General features: G+C 65.2%; 14 protein-coding genes and 2 pseudogenes. 4 read left to right on the forward strand and 12 right to left on the reverse strand.

All coding sequences use genetic code 11. The annotated features are described in order from the left end of the window. Nucleotides 1-13: 13 nt before the first annotated feature. The 11 genes and pseudogenes from BLR51_RS23300 to BLR51_RS23350 all read right to left on the reverse strand — a co-directional run bounded on the left by BLR51_RS23300 (nt 14) and on the right by BLR51_RS23350 (nt 11720). The gene (locus tag BLR51_RS23300) at nt 14-1147 is read right to left on the reverse strand and encodes a mandelate racemase/muconate lactonizing enzyme family protein (RefSeq protein WP_089851500.1); all 1134 of its coding nucleotides are present in this window, start codon (nt 1145-1147) and stop codon (nt 14-16) included. Beyond that, nucleotides 1144-3081, reverse strand: coding sequence for a TRAP transporter permease (locus tag BLR51_RS23305; protein WP_089851502.1), 1938 nt, complete (start codon nt 3079-3081; stop codon nt 1144-1146). The genes BLR51_RS23300 and BLR51_RS23305 overlap by 4 nt, the downstream gene beginning before the upstream one ends. A 78-nt stretch (nt 3082-3159) precedes the next feature. Beyond that, on the reverse strand, nt 3160-4299 hold the full coding sequence (locus BLR51_RS23310; RefSeq protein WP_242656822.1) for a TAXI family TRAP transporter solute-binding subunit: 1140 nt from the start codon (nt 4297-4299) through the stop codon (nt 3160-3162). Nucleotides 4300-4452: 153 nt separating this feature from the next. Continuing rightward, a complete protein-coding gene (locus tag BLR51_RS23315) occupies nt 4453-5436 on the reverse strand; it encodes an NAD(P)H-dependent flavin oxidoreductase (protein WP_089851506.1) in 984 nt (327 codons plus the stop codon). After that, on the reverse strand, nt 5433-7058 hold the full coding sequence (locus BLR51_RS23320; protein ID WP_089851508.1) for an AMP-binding protein: 1626 nt from the start codon (nt 7056-7058) through the stop codon (nt 5433-5435). The genes BLR51_RS23315 and BLR51_RS23320 overlap by 4 nt, the downstream gene beginning before the upstream one ends. Further along, entirely contained in the window at nt 7055-7834 is a 780-nt protein-coding gene (locus tag BLR51_RS23325) for an enoyl-CoA hydratase/isomerase family protein (protein WP_089851510.1), read from the reverse strand. Before BLR51_RS23325 ends, BLR51_RS23320 begins: the two co-directional genes overlap by 4 nt. Then, nucleotides 7831-9021 carry a CaiB/BaiF CoA transferase family protein gene (locus BLR51_RS23330; RefSeq protein ID WP_089851512.1) on the reverse strand — a complete coding sequence of 397 codons (1191 nt, stop codon included), beginning with the start codon at nt 9019-9021 and terminating at the stop codon, nt 7831-7833. Before BLR51_RS23330 ends, BLR51_RS23325 begins: the two co-directional genes overlap by 4 nt. Continuing rightward, the gene (locus tag BLR51_RS23335) at nt 9018-9764 is read right to left on the reverse strand and encodes an enoyl-CoA hydratase/isomerase family protein (RefSeq protein ID WP_089851514.1); all 747 of its coding nucleotides are present in this window, start codon (nt 9762-9764) and stop codon (nt 9018-9020) included. Before BLR51_RS23335 ends, BLR51_RS23330 begins: the two co-directional genes overlap by 4 nt. After that, nucleotides 9757-10704, reverse strand: a complete 948-nt coding sequence (locus BLR51_RS23340; RefSeq protein ID WP_089851516.1) for a hydroxymethylglutaryl-CoA lyase — start codon at nt 10702-10704, stop codon at nt 9757-9759. The genes BLR51_RS23335 and BLR51_RS23340 overlap by 8 nt, the downstream gene beginning before the upstream one ends. Nucleotides 10705-10992: 288 nt before the next feature. Then, nucleotides 10993-11213, reverse strand: a pseudogene (locus BLR51_RS23345) (IS256 family transposase); the annotation flags it as partial. Between the two features lie 318 nt (nt 11214-11531). Continuing rightward, nucleotides 11532-11720 carry a hypothetical protein gene (locus BLR51_RS23350; protein ID WP_089851518.1) on the reverse strand — a complete coding sequence of 63 codons (189 nt, stop codon included), beginning with the start codon at nt 11718-11720 and terminating at the stop codon, nt 11532-11534. An 8-nt stretch (nt 11721-11728) separates the two neighbouring features. On the opposite strand from BLR51_RS23350, the pseudogene BLR51_RS23355 reads away from it, so the two are divergent. Continuing rightward, a pseudogene (locus BLR51_RS23355) lies at nt 11729-12125 on the forward strand (transposase); the annotation flags it as partial. 83 nt (nt 12126-12208) lie between these two features. Further along, the gene (locus BLR51_RS27850) at nt 12209-12568 is read left to right on the forward strand and encodes a hypothetical protein (RefSeq protein ID WP_165616914.1); all 360 of its coding nucleotides are present in this window, start codon (nt 12209-12211) and stop codon (nt 12566-12568) included. A 382-nt stretch (nt 12569-12950) separates the two neighbouring features. On the opposite strand, the gene BLR51_RS23360 is transcribed toward BLR51_RS27850, so the two are convergent. Continuing rightward, nucleotides 12951-13745, reverse strand: a complete 795-nt coding sequence (locus tag BLR51_RS23360; protein ID WP_089851520.1) for a DeoR/GlpR family DNA-binding transcription regulator — start codon at nt 13743-13745, stop codon at nt 12951-12953. Nucleotides 13746-13936: 191 nt separating this feature from the next. On the opposite strand from BLR51_RS23360, the gene BLR51_RS23365 reads away from it, so the two are divergent. Both BLR51_RS23365 and BLR51_RS23370 read left to right on the forward strand, forming a co-directional pair. After that, on the forward strand, nt 13937-14923 hold the full coding sequence (locus BLR51_RS23365; RefSeq protein WP_089851522.1) for a TRAP transporter substrate-binding protein: 987 nt from the start codon (nt 13937-13939) through the stop codon (nt 14921-14923). Nucleotides 14924-15036: 113 nt separating this feature from the next. Then, nucleotides 15037-15510, forward strand: coding sequence for a TRAP transporter small permease (locus BLR51_RS23370; RefSeq protein ID WP_089851524.1), 474 nt, complete (start codon nt 15037-15039; stop codon nt 15508-15510). Nucleotide 15511 lies beyond the last annotated feature (1 nt).

The following is a 15511-nucleotide window of genomic DNA, read 5'->3' on the forward strand; positions in this document are numbered from 1 at the left end:
GTCAGCCCCCAACTCAGGCTCTCAGCGATGTCCCGTCCGGGACGACGATTGCCCTGTCCAGCCAGGGCGCCTGCCACGGCACGCGCCGGATCTGGCCCAGCCCGGGGCTCCCGCCCAGCGTCAGACAACCCTGTACGATTTCGGGCCACAGGTGGTCCTCGTCATCGAAATGGGTGAACTCGGCGCATTCGGCAGGCCCCGCGCAGGGATGCAGACCGGCCAGCTGCGCCGTTGCCAGTGTCACGAGCGGCCCGCCGAAGGCCGTACCGATCCGCGCATGGACGCCCGCCGCAGCCGCACTGCGGGCCATGGCAAGCGAGGGCAGCAGCCCGCCGGACCGCGCCAGCTTTAGGCTGATCCCGTCGGCCGCCTGCGCGTCCAGAAGGCGCGCCAGATCGGCCGCGCTGAACAGGCCCTCGTCGGCCTCGATCCGCGCTACGGCCGTCCGGCGCAGCGCCGCCAGCGCTGCCCGCTCGCCCGCCGGAACCGGCTGTTCCAGCGACCACAGGTCAAGCGGGCGCAGCGCCGCCTCCAGCGCGATGGCGCCCAGTCCGCCATAGGCCTGGTTCGCATCCACCGTCAGCACCACCTGCGGCCCGACGGTCGCTCGGACGGCGGCAATCCGCGCCAGGTCTGCTTCGGGCTGGCCGGTGGCTTTCAACTTCAGCGCGCCATAGCCCTCTGCCACCAGTTCGGCCGCGATCTCGGCCATGCGTTCGGGCGTCTTGACGGGAATGATGCGCAGGACCGGCAGGCTGCAAGGCGTCCCGCCCAGCATCTGCAACACGCTGATGCCGCGTGCCCGCGCCACCAGATCCAGCACCGCCATCTCCACCGCCGAACGCGCCGCGTTCCGGCTCCGCGTGCAGGGGCCCAACCGAACCAGCGCCGCGTCCGGCTCGTCCAGCCGCGCCCCCAGCAGGGCGGCAGCGATGGCCTGGCTCGTGGCCTCCAGCGTCGCGGGACTGGCGTCGAGGTGCGGCAGGAAGGGGGCATAGCCCTCGCCCATCAGGTCCCCGGCCCGCAGGGCGACGCGCAGCCCCGGCAGATGGGGCACGTCGCGCCCCGCATAATGCCATTCGGGGTCGAGGTTGCGATGACTGGTGGCCTCGACAGACCAAGCCTCAATCTGCTGCGGGCCACTCATGCCAGGCCCGCGTGGCGGCTTTTCTGCCACAGGGCCACCACCATCACCGCCGCTGCCAGCGCCAGGCCGACGAGGTCGCTGTGCCCCTCGGGGATCAGCAGCGCAAGGCCCGCAATCATTGCCGGCACCCGCAGCGCCATGGACAGCCGTCCGGCAAAGTGCAGCCAGCCCTCGAAGGCGGCCGAGATGTACCAGATCGCCAACCCCGCCGTACAGACCGCCTGGATCACATGCGGCAGGTCACCGCGCAGGATCAGCGCGGGATTAAGCACGAAGGCAAAGGGCAGGATGAACAGCACCGACCCCAGGCGCATCGCCCGGATCCCGGTACTGAGCCCGCCGCTGCCCGCGATCCCCGCCGCCACCACCGCAGCCAGCGCGACCGGCGGAGTGATGTAGGACAGCATGCCCCAGTAGAGGATGAACAGGTGGCTCGCCACCACGTCCAACCCCTGCGAGGTCAGCGCCGGGCCCAGAATGATCGCCAGGAAGATGTAGCAGGCACTGGCCGTCATCCCCATGCCCAAGACAAAGGAGGTCAGTGCCCCGAAGATCAGCAGCAGGTAGAGATTGTCGCCTGCCGCATGCACCAGTTCGCGCGAGACGGAGCTGCCGACACCGGTGATCGAGAGCGACCCGACAATCAGCCCGATGCCCGCCAGGATACCGTAAAGATAGGCACCGCTGCGCCCCGTCTCCACCAGGGTCTCGCGCAGCATGGTCCAGCTGTCGCGGGGGCTGCGCAGGATGGCGATCACCAGCATGAAGCCGGCCGAGAAGAAGGGCGCAGAACGCTCCATGTGGAAGAACAGGATCAGCGCCACCAGTGACAGCACGCCCACCATGTGCGGCCAGCCCTCGCGCAGCGTCGGGCCCAGGCGGGGCAGCTCTGCCTCGTCCATGCCCGTCAGGCCATTGCGGGCGGCATAGGCGTCGACCTGCATCAGTAACGCTGCGTAGAACAGCACCGCCGGCAGGATCGCCGCCGAGACGACGGTGGCATAGGGCACGTTCAGGAAGGACGCCATGATGAAACCCGCCGCCCCCATCACCGGGGGCATGATCGAGCCTCCGGTCGAAGCACAGGCCTCGACTGCCGCAGCATAGGTTGGCGGATAGCCGCAGCGTTTCATGGTCGGGATGGTGAAGGCGCCGGTCGAGATCACGTTGGACACCACTGAACCCGACAGCGAGCCGAAGAGGCCCGACGAGATGATCGACACCTTGGCCGGCCCGCCCCGCGCGCGTCCCATCAGGGCGCTGGCGAAGTCCATGAAAAAACGCCCGCCGCCCGTCACGGTCAGCGCCGCGCCGAACAGCAGATAGCCAATGACCAGTTCGCTGACCACCTGCACGGGCACGCCGACGATGGCCCCCGAGCCCATGACATGAGCCGACAGGGTTTCCCGTGCAGTGTACTGGCTGCCCCACAGCAGGCCCGGCATGTAGTCCGCGAAGGTCGGAAAAACCGCGAAGACCAGGCAGATGGTGAACAGCACCATGCCCCCCGTCCGGCGCAACCCCTCAAGCACCAGCAGGAACAGCGCCAGTGCCAGCAGGGTAGGCATCAGCGGGGCCGAATAGTCCCAGCCCCGGTTGATGATGTCACCCGAGATCGAGGCGAAGTAGACCCCCGCCCCCAGGGATATCGCCGCAAAGGCCCAGTCGTAGAGTGGCACGCGGCGCTCGTCAGCCTTGCGCAGCGGGAAGGTCAGGAAGAGGATCGCGAAGAAGAAGCCGATCAGCGCGTAGTAGAGGCCCGTGCTGGGCAGCTGGAAGTCCCCGATCCGCAGCAGGAATACCTGGTTCGCGACCAGCAGCAGCGCTAGGGCCGTCAGCGGAAAGACGACAAATCGGGTTTGATGCAGACGCGAGGTTTCGGGGCGCAGATCCTCGCCCGGGACATCGGGATCGGTCAGTGCGGGGTCGGACATGGCTCACCTGTCGGCAGGGGGTGTCGGGCACGGCCGCGCCAGCGGCCGACCGTGCCCGTAAGAGAACCCGTGTCGGGCTCAGAGATGGTCGGCGCGGAACTGGTCCCAATAGGCGGGCCAGTCCTTGTCGGCGACGCCCTGGCCGTCGGCGGCCTCGGTCGCGGCGGCCCATGCCTCCTGCACCTTGGCTAGGCGAGCCAGACGGTTGGTGTTCCAGGCCTCGTCCGCCTCGGTCCAGACGCCGATCTCTTCGAAATATTTCTTGGCACCGTCGTGGCAGGGCGTGTCATAGGGCGGGTGCCCGGCCTTGTTCACGTCGTATTCCGACATCACCGGTGCGGCCCCCTTGTAGAGGTCATAACCCTCCACGATGGCCTTGGTCATATCGTAGACATCCTCCATCGTGGCCTCGGCATAGACCGACAGGATCGGATAGCGGTAGCCCACCAGCGGTACAGGTGCCTCGGCCGAGGCGCCCGGCCCGCTGGTCATCATGGCCGGAGCAAAGAGCGGTGCGCTGGCGTTGATCCGGTCCCATCCCTCCTTGTCATCAGCCGGCACGGGCAACCAGCCGATGCCGTTGGGGCTGGCTTCGATCTCTCGCAGGACCGAGGCGCCGACCACGGCGCCCGCCGCATCCACCGCACCGTCCAGCACCGCCTGAAGGCCGGCGGAATAGCCCGGCACCTCGACCGTTTCCACATCATCCCAGCCCAGACCCGCGAAGGCCAGCACGCCCTCCACCTTGAAGTTGGTCGAAGGATGCGCCTGGATCAGCGCCATCCGGCGGCCCTTGAGGTCTGCGATTGTCTTGATCCCGGAATTCGCCGTGGTCACGATGCCGAACAGCGCCTCGCGGCCCATAAGCGCACGCAGGTCCTGCGGGCCCCATTCCCGGGTCGAGAAATCATAGAGCGCCTCGGAGGCGAAATAGGCTTCGTTCGCCAGGAAACCCAGCGAGACGCGCCCCTGCTTCAGCTGCATCATCCGCCCGATCGACGTGCCCGAGGGCACGACACGAATACGCGAGCTGTGCTGCTCGATCAGGGCGTTGGCGACCGCCGTCGCCTCGATATAGCCGGACGAGCCGACGTCGGCGGCCGTCCACTGCAGTTTCGACGGAATGGCCGCATGCAGGGTGCCGGGCAGCACCAAGCTGGCCCCCGCCGCCATGACGCTGCGTTGCATGAAGGCGCGTCTTGTTAGGTCGCTGATCATTGGTGGTCTCCTCCTCTGTATCGGGTGGCCGCAGCTGTATCGCGCGGCCCCCCTTGATGGTCCGCCGGGCTGTGCCGGCGGTCTCCCGTCCTGCCCCGATCTCCGGGCGGGGCCCGCGTCTCATGGCTCCGCAGGCAGCGGGTCCTGCGTGGCCTATTCGGCGGCCACGGAGACCCTCTGCGCCTCGGGCAGCGCCTGCCTGCAGGCGGCATAGCCGCGCGCGATCTCGGCCACGACCTCGGCCGCCGGCAGGATCGCACGCACCAGCCCGGCGCATTGCCCAGCCTCGACCTTGCCACGCGCCATGTCGCCATCGAATGCCGCCATCTTCAGCGTGGAGGCGCCGAACGCCGCGCGGCGGGCGTCCTCGTCCGCGCCGCTGCGCTCCAGCGCCTCCATCTCGTCCGTGAAGGGGTTGGCGATAGCGCGGATCATGCCCAAGCCCCGCCCGACGGTGCGCGTATCCGCGACTCCCGCGCCGATCACAGCCTGCTTGTAGGCTTCGCTCACCCCCGCCTCGGGCGTGGCGATGAAACGGGTGCCGAAGTTCGCCGCTCCTGCCCCCAGTGCCAGCGCGGCGGCCAGCCCCTGCCCGTCGGCAAAACCGCCCGAAGCGATGAGCGGCACACGGCCTCCCGTCGCCAGCGCCACGGCCCGGATCAGCACCAGCGTGCTGACCAGCTCGGCCGGGGGATGCCCGCCCGCCTCGCCGCCCACGACGACCAGCGCATCGACACCCTTTTCCGCGGCCTTAAGCGCATGGGTTTCCGAGGCCACGACATGGATGCAGACCGTGCCGACGGCCTTGAACCGGTCGAGGTATTTCTGCGGCCCGCCCTGCGAGGCGATAATCACCGGCACACGCTTGGCTTCGAGCAGGTCCAGCACCTCCTCCGCACCTTTGCGGTAGAGCGGCATGTTCACCCCGAACGGCCTGTCAGTGCCGGCGCGGACGGTGTCGATCGCCTCTTCCAGCGCATCAAGATACATCGGTCCGGCGGCGATCACCCCCAGCCCCCCGGCGCGCGACACGGCCAGCGGCAGCGCGGCGTTGGACGAGGCCCATGACATCCCCGCCTGCAGGATCGGCAGGTCGATCCCCAAAAGGCGCGTCACATCGGTTTCGATCCGCATCATGCCACATCCTCCTGCGCCAGCAGCGAGCGGGCGTGATCCGCCAGCTTAGTCTTCTGGATTTTCGAAGACGCGGTCATGCCGATCTCCTCGAACCCCTCCACGATCCAGACGTGGCGCGGCACCTTGAAGCCCGCCATGACACCCTTGGACCAGTCGATCAGGGCGGCAGGGTCCAACGCCGCGCCCTCATTCAGGATGACGAAGGCGGCGCAGACCTCGACCAGGCGGTCGTCGGGCACGCCAACGACCTGCGCCTGCTTGATGGCGGGGTGGCGGTGCAGGCGGTCCTCGACCTCCTCGGGCGAGACATTTTCGCCCCCCACCCGCACGATGTTCTTGAGCCGTCCGACGAATTCCAGACGCCCGTCCGCGCCGCGCCGCCCAAGGTCGCCGGTGGCGAGCCAGCCGTCGCTCGAAAGCGTCTCGGCGGTCTTATCGGGCATGTCGTAATAGCCCTTCATCACCGACCAGCCACGCACCTGAATCTCGCCCGCCTGACCGGCCGCGCTTTCAGAACCGCTCACCGGGTCAATCACCCGCAGTTCCAGCCCCGGTTGCGGGCGCATCCGCCCGCCGGTGCGAATGTCCTCATGCTCCCACCAGCAGGATTGCGCGATGTTGGGCGATGCCTCGGACAGGCCATAGCCCGACACGATCTCGCGCGCGCCCATCTCGTCCGCCACGCGGCGCAGGACGGATTGCGATCCCGCGACCCAGCCGCCGCGCAGGTGCAGCTGGCGCCTTGCCCGGTCGGGGTGGTTCAACAGCATCAGCGCCATGGTGTCGTTGCCCGAGACATGGGTGCAGCGCTCGGCCTCCAGCATCGCCAGCGCCTCGCCGGGTTCGAACCGGGTCATGGTGACGAGGGTCGCAAGATTCTGAAGGCAGGCCAGAATGGACAGCGTCGTGCCCGCGACGTGGAAAAAGGGCCGCGAGGAATGGAAGCGGTCACCGGTGCGCAGCCCGATCCGCTGGCCCGAGACGAAGCCGTTGCCCAGCATCGAGCGGTGCGACAGCATCACACCCTTGGGATAGGCGGTGGTGCCCGAGGTATACTGGATCAGCAGCGTTGCGTCGGCCCGCGCCTTTGGGCCCGGATCGGCGGGCGCGGCGGCCAGCATGGCATCCCAGCCACGCGCAGCAGCAGGGCAATTGTCCCCCAGCACCACGATCTGTTGCAGGTAGGGCAGCGTGGCATCGGGCAGCGCGTCGGCGCTGTCGATTGTGGGTAGAATCTCCCGCAGGGTCGCGATGAAATCGACGTTCAGCAGCCGGTCGGCGGTGATCAGGACGCGCACGCGGGACTGGCGCAGGGCATAAGCGATCTCATCCGCCTTGAGCCGCGTGTTCACGGGGACGGCGACCGCCCCCAGCGTGCCAAGCGCCAGAAACAGCGTTTCGAACGCCACGCCGTTGCCAAGGCAGATGCCGACGTGATCGCCCTGTGTCACCCCCAGCCCGTGCAGCGCGGCGCGCAGTTGCGCCACCTGATCGGCCAGCTCGGCGAATGTCACGCGCCCGTCGGGCGCCACTAGCGCTTCGACGTCCGGCGCAAGCGCCACGGCGCGGGCCAGCGCGTCCTGCACGGTCACGGGGCACAGGCTGTCGATGGAGAAACTCATGCCTTCTGCTCTTTCGCAGCCGATCCGATCTGGGCGCCAAAGCGTTCCACGCCCCCGCGCCAGTCACTTTCCGACAGCAGCCGGTCGATGGCCGCCAGTTCGATCCGGATGCCCGAGTTCAGGTCCGTCCGCGCGCCTTGGTCGATGCAATGCTTGGTCAGCCGCAGCGCCAGCGTCGGCGCACGGAGAATGCGCTCGGCTATCTCGTCGACCGTCGCGCTCAGCGTCTCGGCGCCGGTCAGTGCGGTCACCAGACCGATGCGCAGTGCCTCTTCCGCGCCCATGACGCGGCCAGTGTAGAGCAACTCTTTCGCGCGCGGCACGCCGATCACTCGTTGCAGCCGTTGGGTCGCTCCCACGGTGCCCCATTGCGGTTCTGGAAAGCGGAAGGTGGCGGCCTCCGACGCGACGATGAAATCGCAGCTCATCGCGATCTCACCGCCCGATCCGACCAGCGCGCCCTGCACCTGCGCGATGACCGGCAGCGCACAGTTCCCAATGGTTTCATAGGCCTGGAAAGCAAGGCGACGGCGCCCCTTTACCCATGCCTCGTCCCGGCCCTTGCGCTCCTTCAGGTCGGCACCGGCGCAGAAGGCGGGCCCTTCGGCACGCAGCACCACCAGCCCAGCATCGGGCATGGCAGCGATCTGGGTAAAGGCCTCGATCAAGTCCTCGCACATCGCCAAGTTCAGCGCGTTGCGCGCATCGGGGCGGTTCAGCACAACGTCGATGCGGGCGCCGTGATCCTCCAGTCGGACCAGTCCGTTCATGGTCATTGCACGATCCCCCTTTCGTAAAGTGCGGCGATGGTCGCTTCGTCCAGGGCCAACTCCTCGGCCAGGATCCGGCGGGTGTCGGCGCCGAGTTTCGGCGGCGCCTCAAAACGGTGATCGTCATAGCCCGAGTAGCGCAGCGGCGTGCGCAGCCCCGGCGTGGCGCCGCGGTCCGGGTCCTCGTAGGTGGCGACCATGCCGCGCGCCTGCGTATGCGGATCGTTCAGGATCTCGGGCACGGTGTTCACCTCACCCGCCGGCACGCCGACCTTGCGCAGCGCGGGCGCCAATTCGGCGCGGTCCCGCATCGCGATGGCATCGGCCAGCACCTGCGTCACCTCGGCCCGCCGGTCCACGCGGTCGATGTTGCGCGCAAGGCTAGGGTCGTCGGCCATGCCATCCAGCCCCAGCGCGCCGCACAAGAGTGGCCAATGCTGGTCCGAGGCCGAAATGAACAGCCACTCGCCACCCTTGCAGGCAAAGGCCGAGGACGGCACACGGCCCAGGTGTTCCGTGCCCGTCCGTGTGGGCGTTTCGCCAAGCGCAAAGTAGCGCGCTGCCGGCAGGCTCAGCAGACTGACCTGCGCGTCCATCATCGCCATGTCCACATGACACCCTTGCCCGGAGCGTACCCGGCCCAGCAGACCCGTCAGCGCCCCGATCAGGATCCACAGACCCGAGGTCAGGTCGGCAAACGGCAGCCCCACCTTGGCCGGCGGCCCGTCCGGGTGGCCCGTCAGGTCGATGACGCCCGACAACGCCTGAAATATCGTGTCGTAGCCCTTGCGTTTGGCATAGGGCCCGGTCTGCCCGAAGCCGGTGTTCGAGACGTAGACGAGGCCGGGATTGGCCTCCCTCAACACCTCGTATCCTAGGCCCATGCTGGCCATGCCGCCGGGCAAGAAATTTTCCACCAGCACATCCGCGGAGGCCGCAAGATCGAACGCCAGCTGGCGCCCCTCCTCGGACTTCAGATCCACCGCGATCGAACGTTTCGAACGGTTGAAGGCCGCGTAGTAAGCGCTGTGCCCGCCGTCGAAAACCGGCTCGAACACGCGGCTCTCGTCCCCGTCGCCGGGGCGCTCAATCTTGGTGACCTCGGCGCCGTATTCGGCCATGACCTGCGTGGCCATGGGGCCAGCCAGCACGCGGCTGAAGTCGACAACCTTTATGCCATCGAGTGGCCTCATGCCTCCCTCTCCCGGAACGAGCGCATCAGTGCGTTCACGTCCCGGCCCGCCAGCATCGCGGCGTCCAGCGGCAGATCCTCGACCCGGTACATCAGGCTTTTCGCGGCCCGCATGGCGCGCGGTTCGGCCTTGGCCCAGGCTTCGGCGATCTCCAGGGCGGCGGGTAGCGGATCGCCAGTGACCACGCGGTTCACCAGCCCCAGCGCCAGCGCCTCCTCTGCGCCGATCAGCTGACCCAGCGAGATCATCTCGAACGCCTGCTTGCGTCCGAGCGCGCGGACAAGGCCGGTCATCACCAGCGCAGGCACGATGGAATGTTTCACCTCGGGGTAGCCGAATTTCAGGCTGTCCGAGACAACGACCATGTCGCAACCGATCGCAAGCCCCGCGCCGCCGCCGATGGCGGCGCCATGCACGGCGGCAACCACCGGCTTGGCCATCTTCTGCATGGCCACCTGCAAGCGGCAGGTTAAATCGGCGCGCGCCTCAACCGCGCCGGCCTGGGCGGGGGTCAGGTGCTTGAATTCCTGCAGGTCGGCCCCAGCGCAGAACCCGCGCCCTGCACCGGTCATCACGACCGCGCGCACACCCTCTGCTGCATCGGCGGCCAGCAGCGCATCCAGCAGCTGCTGGGTCAGTGCGGTGTTCAGCGCGTTCAGCTTGTCTGGCCGGTTCATCGTTACGATGCGGATCGCATCGCGATCCTCGATCAGCACCAGTTTCTCGTCGGACACATCAAACATCCTCCTTCTCCCTCGTCTCGGCGGCGTCGCGCCACAATCCCGTCCGCGCCACGCGCGACATCAGCCGCCGCCCCAGCGCCTCCTCGCAGGCCTGCGAGGCGCGCATCAGCGCCAGCATGTCGATGCCGTGGTCCAGACCCTCGGCCTCGAACAGCGCAATCAGATCCTCGGTCGCGACGTTGCCTGTGTCACCGGCACCGTAGCTGATTTTCGTCGGATGCCCGCCGACCCCCCCCATCGCGCTGTCGAAATGGGTTGCCCCGGCCTCGAGCGCGGCGATGCAATTAGCGATCGCACTGCCCCGCGTGTCGTGGAAATGCGCCACCGGCACGATCTGCGGCACCTCGTCCAGCAGGCGCCGAAAAAGCCTGCGGACCTGCTGCGGCGTGCCCGCGCCGATGGTATCGCCCACCGTCAGCAGACTGCAGCCCAGATCAGCAAAGCGCGCGGCATCGGCCACCACTCGACCCGGATCGACCGCCCCCTCGAACGGGCACCCCAGCGCCATGGAGATGACGCCGACCACGCGGAATCGGCCCTGCGCCATCTGTGCCATCTGGGCAACCCGCGCCCATTGCGCATCACGGTTGGCGCGCAGGTTGCGCTGGGTATGCGCCTCCGTCGCTGAAACGAGGAGCGAGATCTCCTCGGCCCCGTGGCCGGCGGCCAGATCCTCCAGCGCGCGGGTCACGGCGCGGGGGTTTGGGCAGGTCGCCTTGTAGGCTACGCCCGGACGGCGCGGCAGCCGCGCCAGCAGATCCGAGGCATCGGCAAAACCCGGCACCCGCCCGGGATGGGAATAGCTGGTCGCCTCGATCCGGTGGAAGCCCGCAGCGGCGAAATCCGCCAGCAGCGACAACTTGACCGCAGTGGCGGGCGGGGCGGGCTCATGCTGCAGCCCGTCGCGGGCGAAGCATTCGCAGATCACGATATTCGGCATAGCTCCCCTCCAATATCGTTGTTGTTATCATCGATATTGAACTAAAAATCAACCAAATTTTTCAGACACGAAGTCAAGGATATAATTGTTATATATCAGTTATTTAACGATGATATTCGCTGACAGTCAGACCTCTTCCCTCGATGCGGCTTCGATGATTTTGTTGATTGTAGCAACAATATTTGTGCTTACGTAAACCACAGAGCGATCACGAATGGGAGGAGGGTCGATGATCCCTCGCCGTAGCCTTCTGCTGAGGTCGTGTCGCGAATTCTGTGGAAATTTCCTTCCGGCGAGGACAAGAGGCATCGGCTTGAGGGCCTGGGACAGGGTCTCCCATCCATCAAGCTTCCGCATCTGGCTCTGCCCGGAGCCAACAGTGCTCAGGGGAGCATTGGCACGGTCTCGGCGCATGGCAGCACGGTCTGGATCTTGATGCGGCGTCGGAATTCCTCGTTCAGCCGCTAGATGGCATTCATAGTCCGGGAGGATTTCCATTGCGACGGGTCATGTGCCGATAGCGCCACGAGCTCCCGTCAAGTCCAGCTGTAACAAGCAGTCCCCGTCTTGCGGTGTTTATAGAATGGTCGAAGTCGGAGAAATCGTGACGCTCGTGCGCGACTGCGACTGGGAGACCGCATGCGCGTTGCGGCTCATGGAGGCGGGCGCGTTACCCCCGGAGTGGCCTGAGAACTATTCGCCAAGCGAACGCAGGCTGGCCGCTGCAGGCCGGTAGGGTCGAAGTCTCTGCTGCCCAACGAAGATCCGACCTTGCCGGGCAAACCCGTCACCGATCAGCAATTGGCAGCCTACATGACCGACCGCCTTCAATACAGCCAGCGTATCACGGCCGCCCGCGCCGGGTTCGGCGTCTGGCCGAGCGAGATCCCGTCGATCCGCAGGAGGACGTATCCTTCACCGCTCTCGGGGGCATCGTGCAGGCGGACCTGAAATCCGAAATCAGGGGCTATGAGCGTCGCTTCGTTGAGTCGCACCACGATGACCTCGGGCAGCATGGCGAGGTTTGCGACTGGGCGACGAGGCCATCGGATTCTGGAAAACGCTCGAAAAGGTTTTGCCTGGCACACGCCACCAGAGGTGCTGGTTCCACAAGACGGCCAACATGCTGAACAAGTTCCCGAAATCCATGCCGCCGGCGATGAAGGCCGACCTGCGTGAGATCTGGCAGGCCGAAACCCGCGCCGCTGCGGAACCAGCCATGAGGACCTTCGCCGAGAAATACGGGGGCAAGTTCGAAAAGGCAGTGGCCTGCCTGACGAAGGATCGCGAGGCCCTGCTTGCGTTCTACGACTTCCTGGCCGAGCATTGGGGTGGGCACCCCGAACGAGAGCGTGTTCGCCACCGTCCGGCACCGGACCGTCCAGACCAAGGCCGCGCTTTCCCAAAGTACGGCGAACCTTGGTTGGGGATGCGCAGGTTTCACTGCAGACCACGCTCGCAAGAACACGCTAGCCGCAGCTTATACGATATATAATCTAAATTTATGGAAATAATCACGAGTATTATTCACATAATGTGTACAAAAGTCCTGCGGGTACGTGCAGGGGCTGCCCGAAGCGAAGACGAGTTGCTCTTTTTTCATGCATTACTCGCTGCCGTCCGCTGGGCCGCCCGCCGTTGTGCGGGGGCTTTTTTCTTGCAAGGAGAAGATGTTGATTACCTGAGCCGGAGTTCACTCCATGCGTCACGGCACTCGGCGACGTTCAGAGCCTTCCGAAAGAAGCTGCAGGACACAGGAAAACCGGTGAAGGTCGCCTTGACGGCGACGGCCAAGAAGCTGCTCAGCGTGCTCAACAGCATGGTCGCGGACGGAACCTGCTTTCGGGAAGTTCAGCCAAGCTGAATACAGTTGCCGGCAAACCCGGAGCGGTTCAAGGGCCGAATACATGACCCCCCCCAACCTGTCGACATCAAGACAAGAAAACCCTTGCAAACGGCGAGCGTCCATACATGCAACTGGTCAAGCCACGTGGCCTGAGCGGACGCTTACACTTGCATCAGGTGGTGACGTGAAAAACTGCGACTGCCGCCAAATAGATCAAATAGGTTTCCATCGGCATCATCGCGTTCCTTCATTTTATGCTATGATTCATAGTCTTCTCGCCAATTTAGTGAATCTCTCATTGCTGTTATGCGCCTCTGGACGAGCTGCGCTGGGGAATGGGTGATGGCGTTTGATAGGGCGGCGTATCTCGGCGGCGTCCACGCAGGCCAGCGTGTAGCGTTCAGCTGGTCAGGGCGGTTCCCTCGCTAAGTGCCTCGGGTGTCACCACGGTAACGTTGTTCTCCTTGCAAAGCCGTAAGATGCTGGCTGGCGGTATCACGTCGCAGACGAGCGTATCAACATCGCCAATCCAACCGGATTTGATCGTGCCCACATCGCTGAATTTGCTTCCGTCAATTGCAAGGATCACTTTACGCGATGTCGCGGACATCTCGGTGATCGGGGCGACCACCTCCTGGTCACGCTCCAAGATTGTTCCGTCCACCGTGATTCCAGAGGCACTGATGATCGCAAAGTCCAGCATGAAACGGCGAATGACCTTGAGAGTATCCTCACCGGTCAGGGAGCCGCTTTCGCTGCGGATCATGCCACCCGCGACCATCACGCGCAGCGTGTCGTTCTCGTAAAGCGCGAGGCCAGCTTGAAGGTTGTTGGTCACGATGAACAGGCGGTTGCGCGCAGCCAGTTCCTTGGCCACCAGTGCAAGGGTCGAACCGCCGGCGAGATAGAGCGACGCGTCATCGTTCACGAGACGGGCGACCAGCCGGGCCACGATCTGCTTTTCTTCTACGTGGGTAGCAGACCGCAGCGCATAGCTGGGCTTGGGTGCCTGTCCGGCCCAGGAGGCGCCGCCATGGTATTTCTGGATGAGGCCCTGCGCCTCGAGCTCGGATAGATCCCGCCGGACGGTCTGCCCCGAGATGTCGCAGGCCCGCGCCAGCTCGTCGATGGCGGCGAAGCCGTTCGCACGCACCAACTCGAGGATGATCTCATGTCTTTCCGCGCGGCGCTTCATGTCGAGTTTGGAACCTTTTCTGGGAATTTTGTCCTAATATACTCATTCACTTCCGCCTGAATGTCAAAAAATTGTAGAAGATTGCACACAAATGTTGACATGATTACAAAAAATGCCAAAAAACAACACGGCAGCGGAGCTGGGCGATCGACGGTTCCGTCCTGCTGCCGAAGCCATCTAGGGAGGACACCATGAAATACGTTCACGCCGGCCTTTTCGCGGTCACCACCACGCTCGTTCAGGTTGCGTCGCCCGCCGCCGCAGCCGATCTGACCTTGCGCCTCGGGCATCACGTGCCCGCCGAGCACAGCACCAATCGGGAATTCGCGCAGGTCTTTGTCGACCTCGTCTCAGAGAAGTCGGACGGCGCCATCAAGGTTCAGAATTACCCTGCTGGCCAGCTGGGCGGACAGCGCGAGCTGCTCGAAGGGCTCGAGCTGGGCACCATCGACATGAGCTATGCCGATATCGGGGTCGTCGCCAATTATGACTTGGCGCTTGGCACGCTAGATCTGCCGTATGTTTTCGATAATATGGATCACGCGTACCGCGCGATGGAGGACGGGTTGCTCGACGCCGTGCAGGCGCGTGTCGCGGACGCCGGAAGTTTCCAGGTGCTCGGCATGATCCCGGTGGCCTTCCGCGACACGCTGCTCGCGGAAAAGGATGTCAAAACGCTCGGCGATCTCAAGGGGATCAAGGTGCGTACCCCGGAAGCGCCGGTTCTGATCGATACCTTCCGGGCCCTCGGTGCAAACCCGACGCCGATCCCTTCGGGCGAAGCCTACACCGCCATCCAAACCCATGTGGTCGACGGAATGGAGGGCCATAAGGAGTTCATTTACACGATCCGAGTTCCCGAGGTCGCGAAGCACTGGATCGAAACCAAGCACAACCTGACGTTCAACGTGCTCAACATCAGCGACATCACCTGGAACCGCCTGAGTGAAGAGCAGCAGGCTACGATCACCGAGGCTGCCGCTGAGGCCGCGGCCCACTTCCGCACCGCAAATGCCGAAATCGACAACCAGTTCCGCGAGAAGTTAAAAGCCGAGGGTGTTACCTTCTCGTCGCCCGATCTCGCGCCGTTCCGCGAGGCGGTCTCTCCAATGATCGAGGCCTTCGTCGCCGATAACGGCGCGGACGAACTCTGGAGCATCATCGAAGAGACGCGCTGATCTCGGCTGTCGCCAGGCTGCGTCCGGGCGACGAGCGCCCGGACTGCACAGCTTTCGCCCGGTGAACGCCGGGCCCACGCGGCAGTCGCCGCACCATGCTGGAGGGTTGAGGCATGCATGGGCTCTTCCGTGCTTTCGAATATTTCATCGCGCTGCTGTTCGTCGCGCTGGTCACGATGATCCTCGCGCAGATCGTCTTTCGCTACTTCGTGGGCATGTCGATCGCCTGGGCGGAGGAGGGCGCGCGTTATCTGTTCGTCTGGCTGGTCTATCTCTCCGGCATCCTCGCGGTGCGTCAGGGGCTTAACATCACATTCGAGCTGTTCCTCGAGACCCTGCCGCGCCTGGCCTGGTCCGTAGTCTTCGTGGCGACGAACGTGATCGTCTGCCTGTTTCTGGGGCTTGCAGTTTGGCTGGGCGTCGAGGCGACCGCCGACATGAAACAGGTGTCGTCCATGCTGCGCATCCCGATGCGCTTCGTCTATCTCGCCATCCCGATCGGATGTTTCGGGATGCTGATCGCACAGGTGGCCTACTGCATCGCCCGCCTGCGTAACCCCGACCACCTTCGCCCCGAGGCGCACTGAC

Origin of the sequence: Salipiger marinus (genome assembly GCF_900100085.1) — a bacterium.
In the GTDB taxonomy this organism is placed as follows: domain Bacteria; phylum Pseudomonadota; class Alphaproteobacteria; order Rhodobacterales; family Rhodobacteraceae; genus Salipiger; species Salipiger marinus.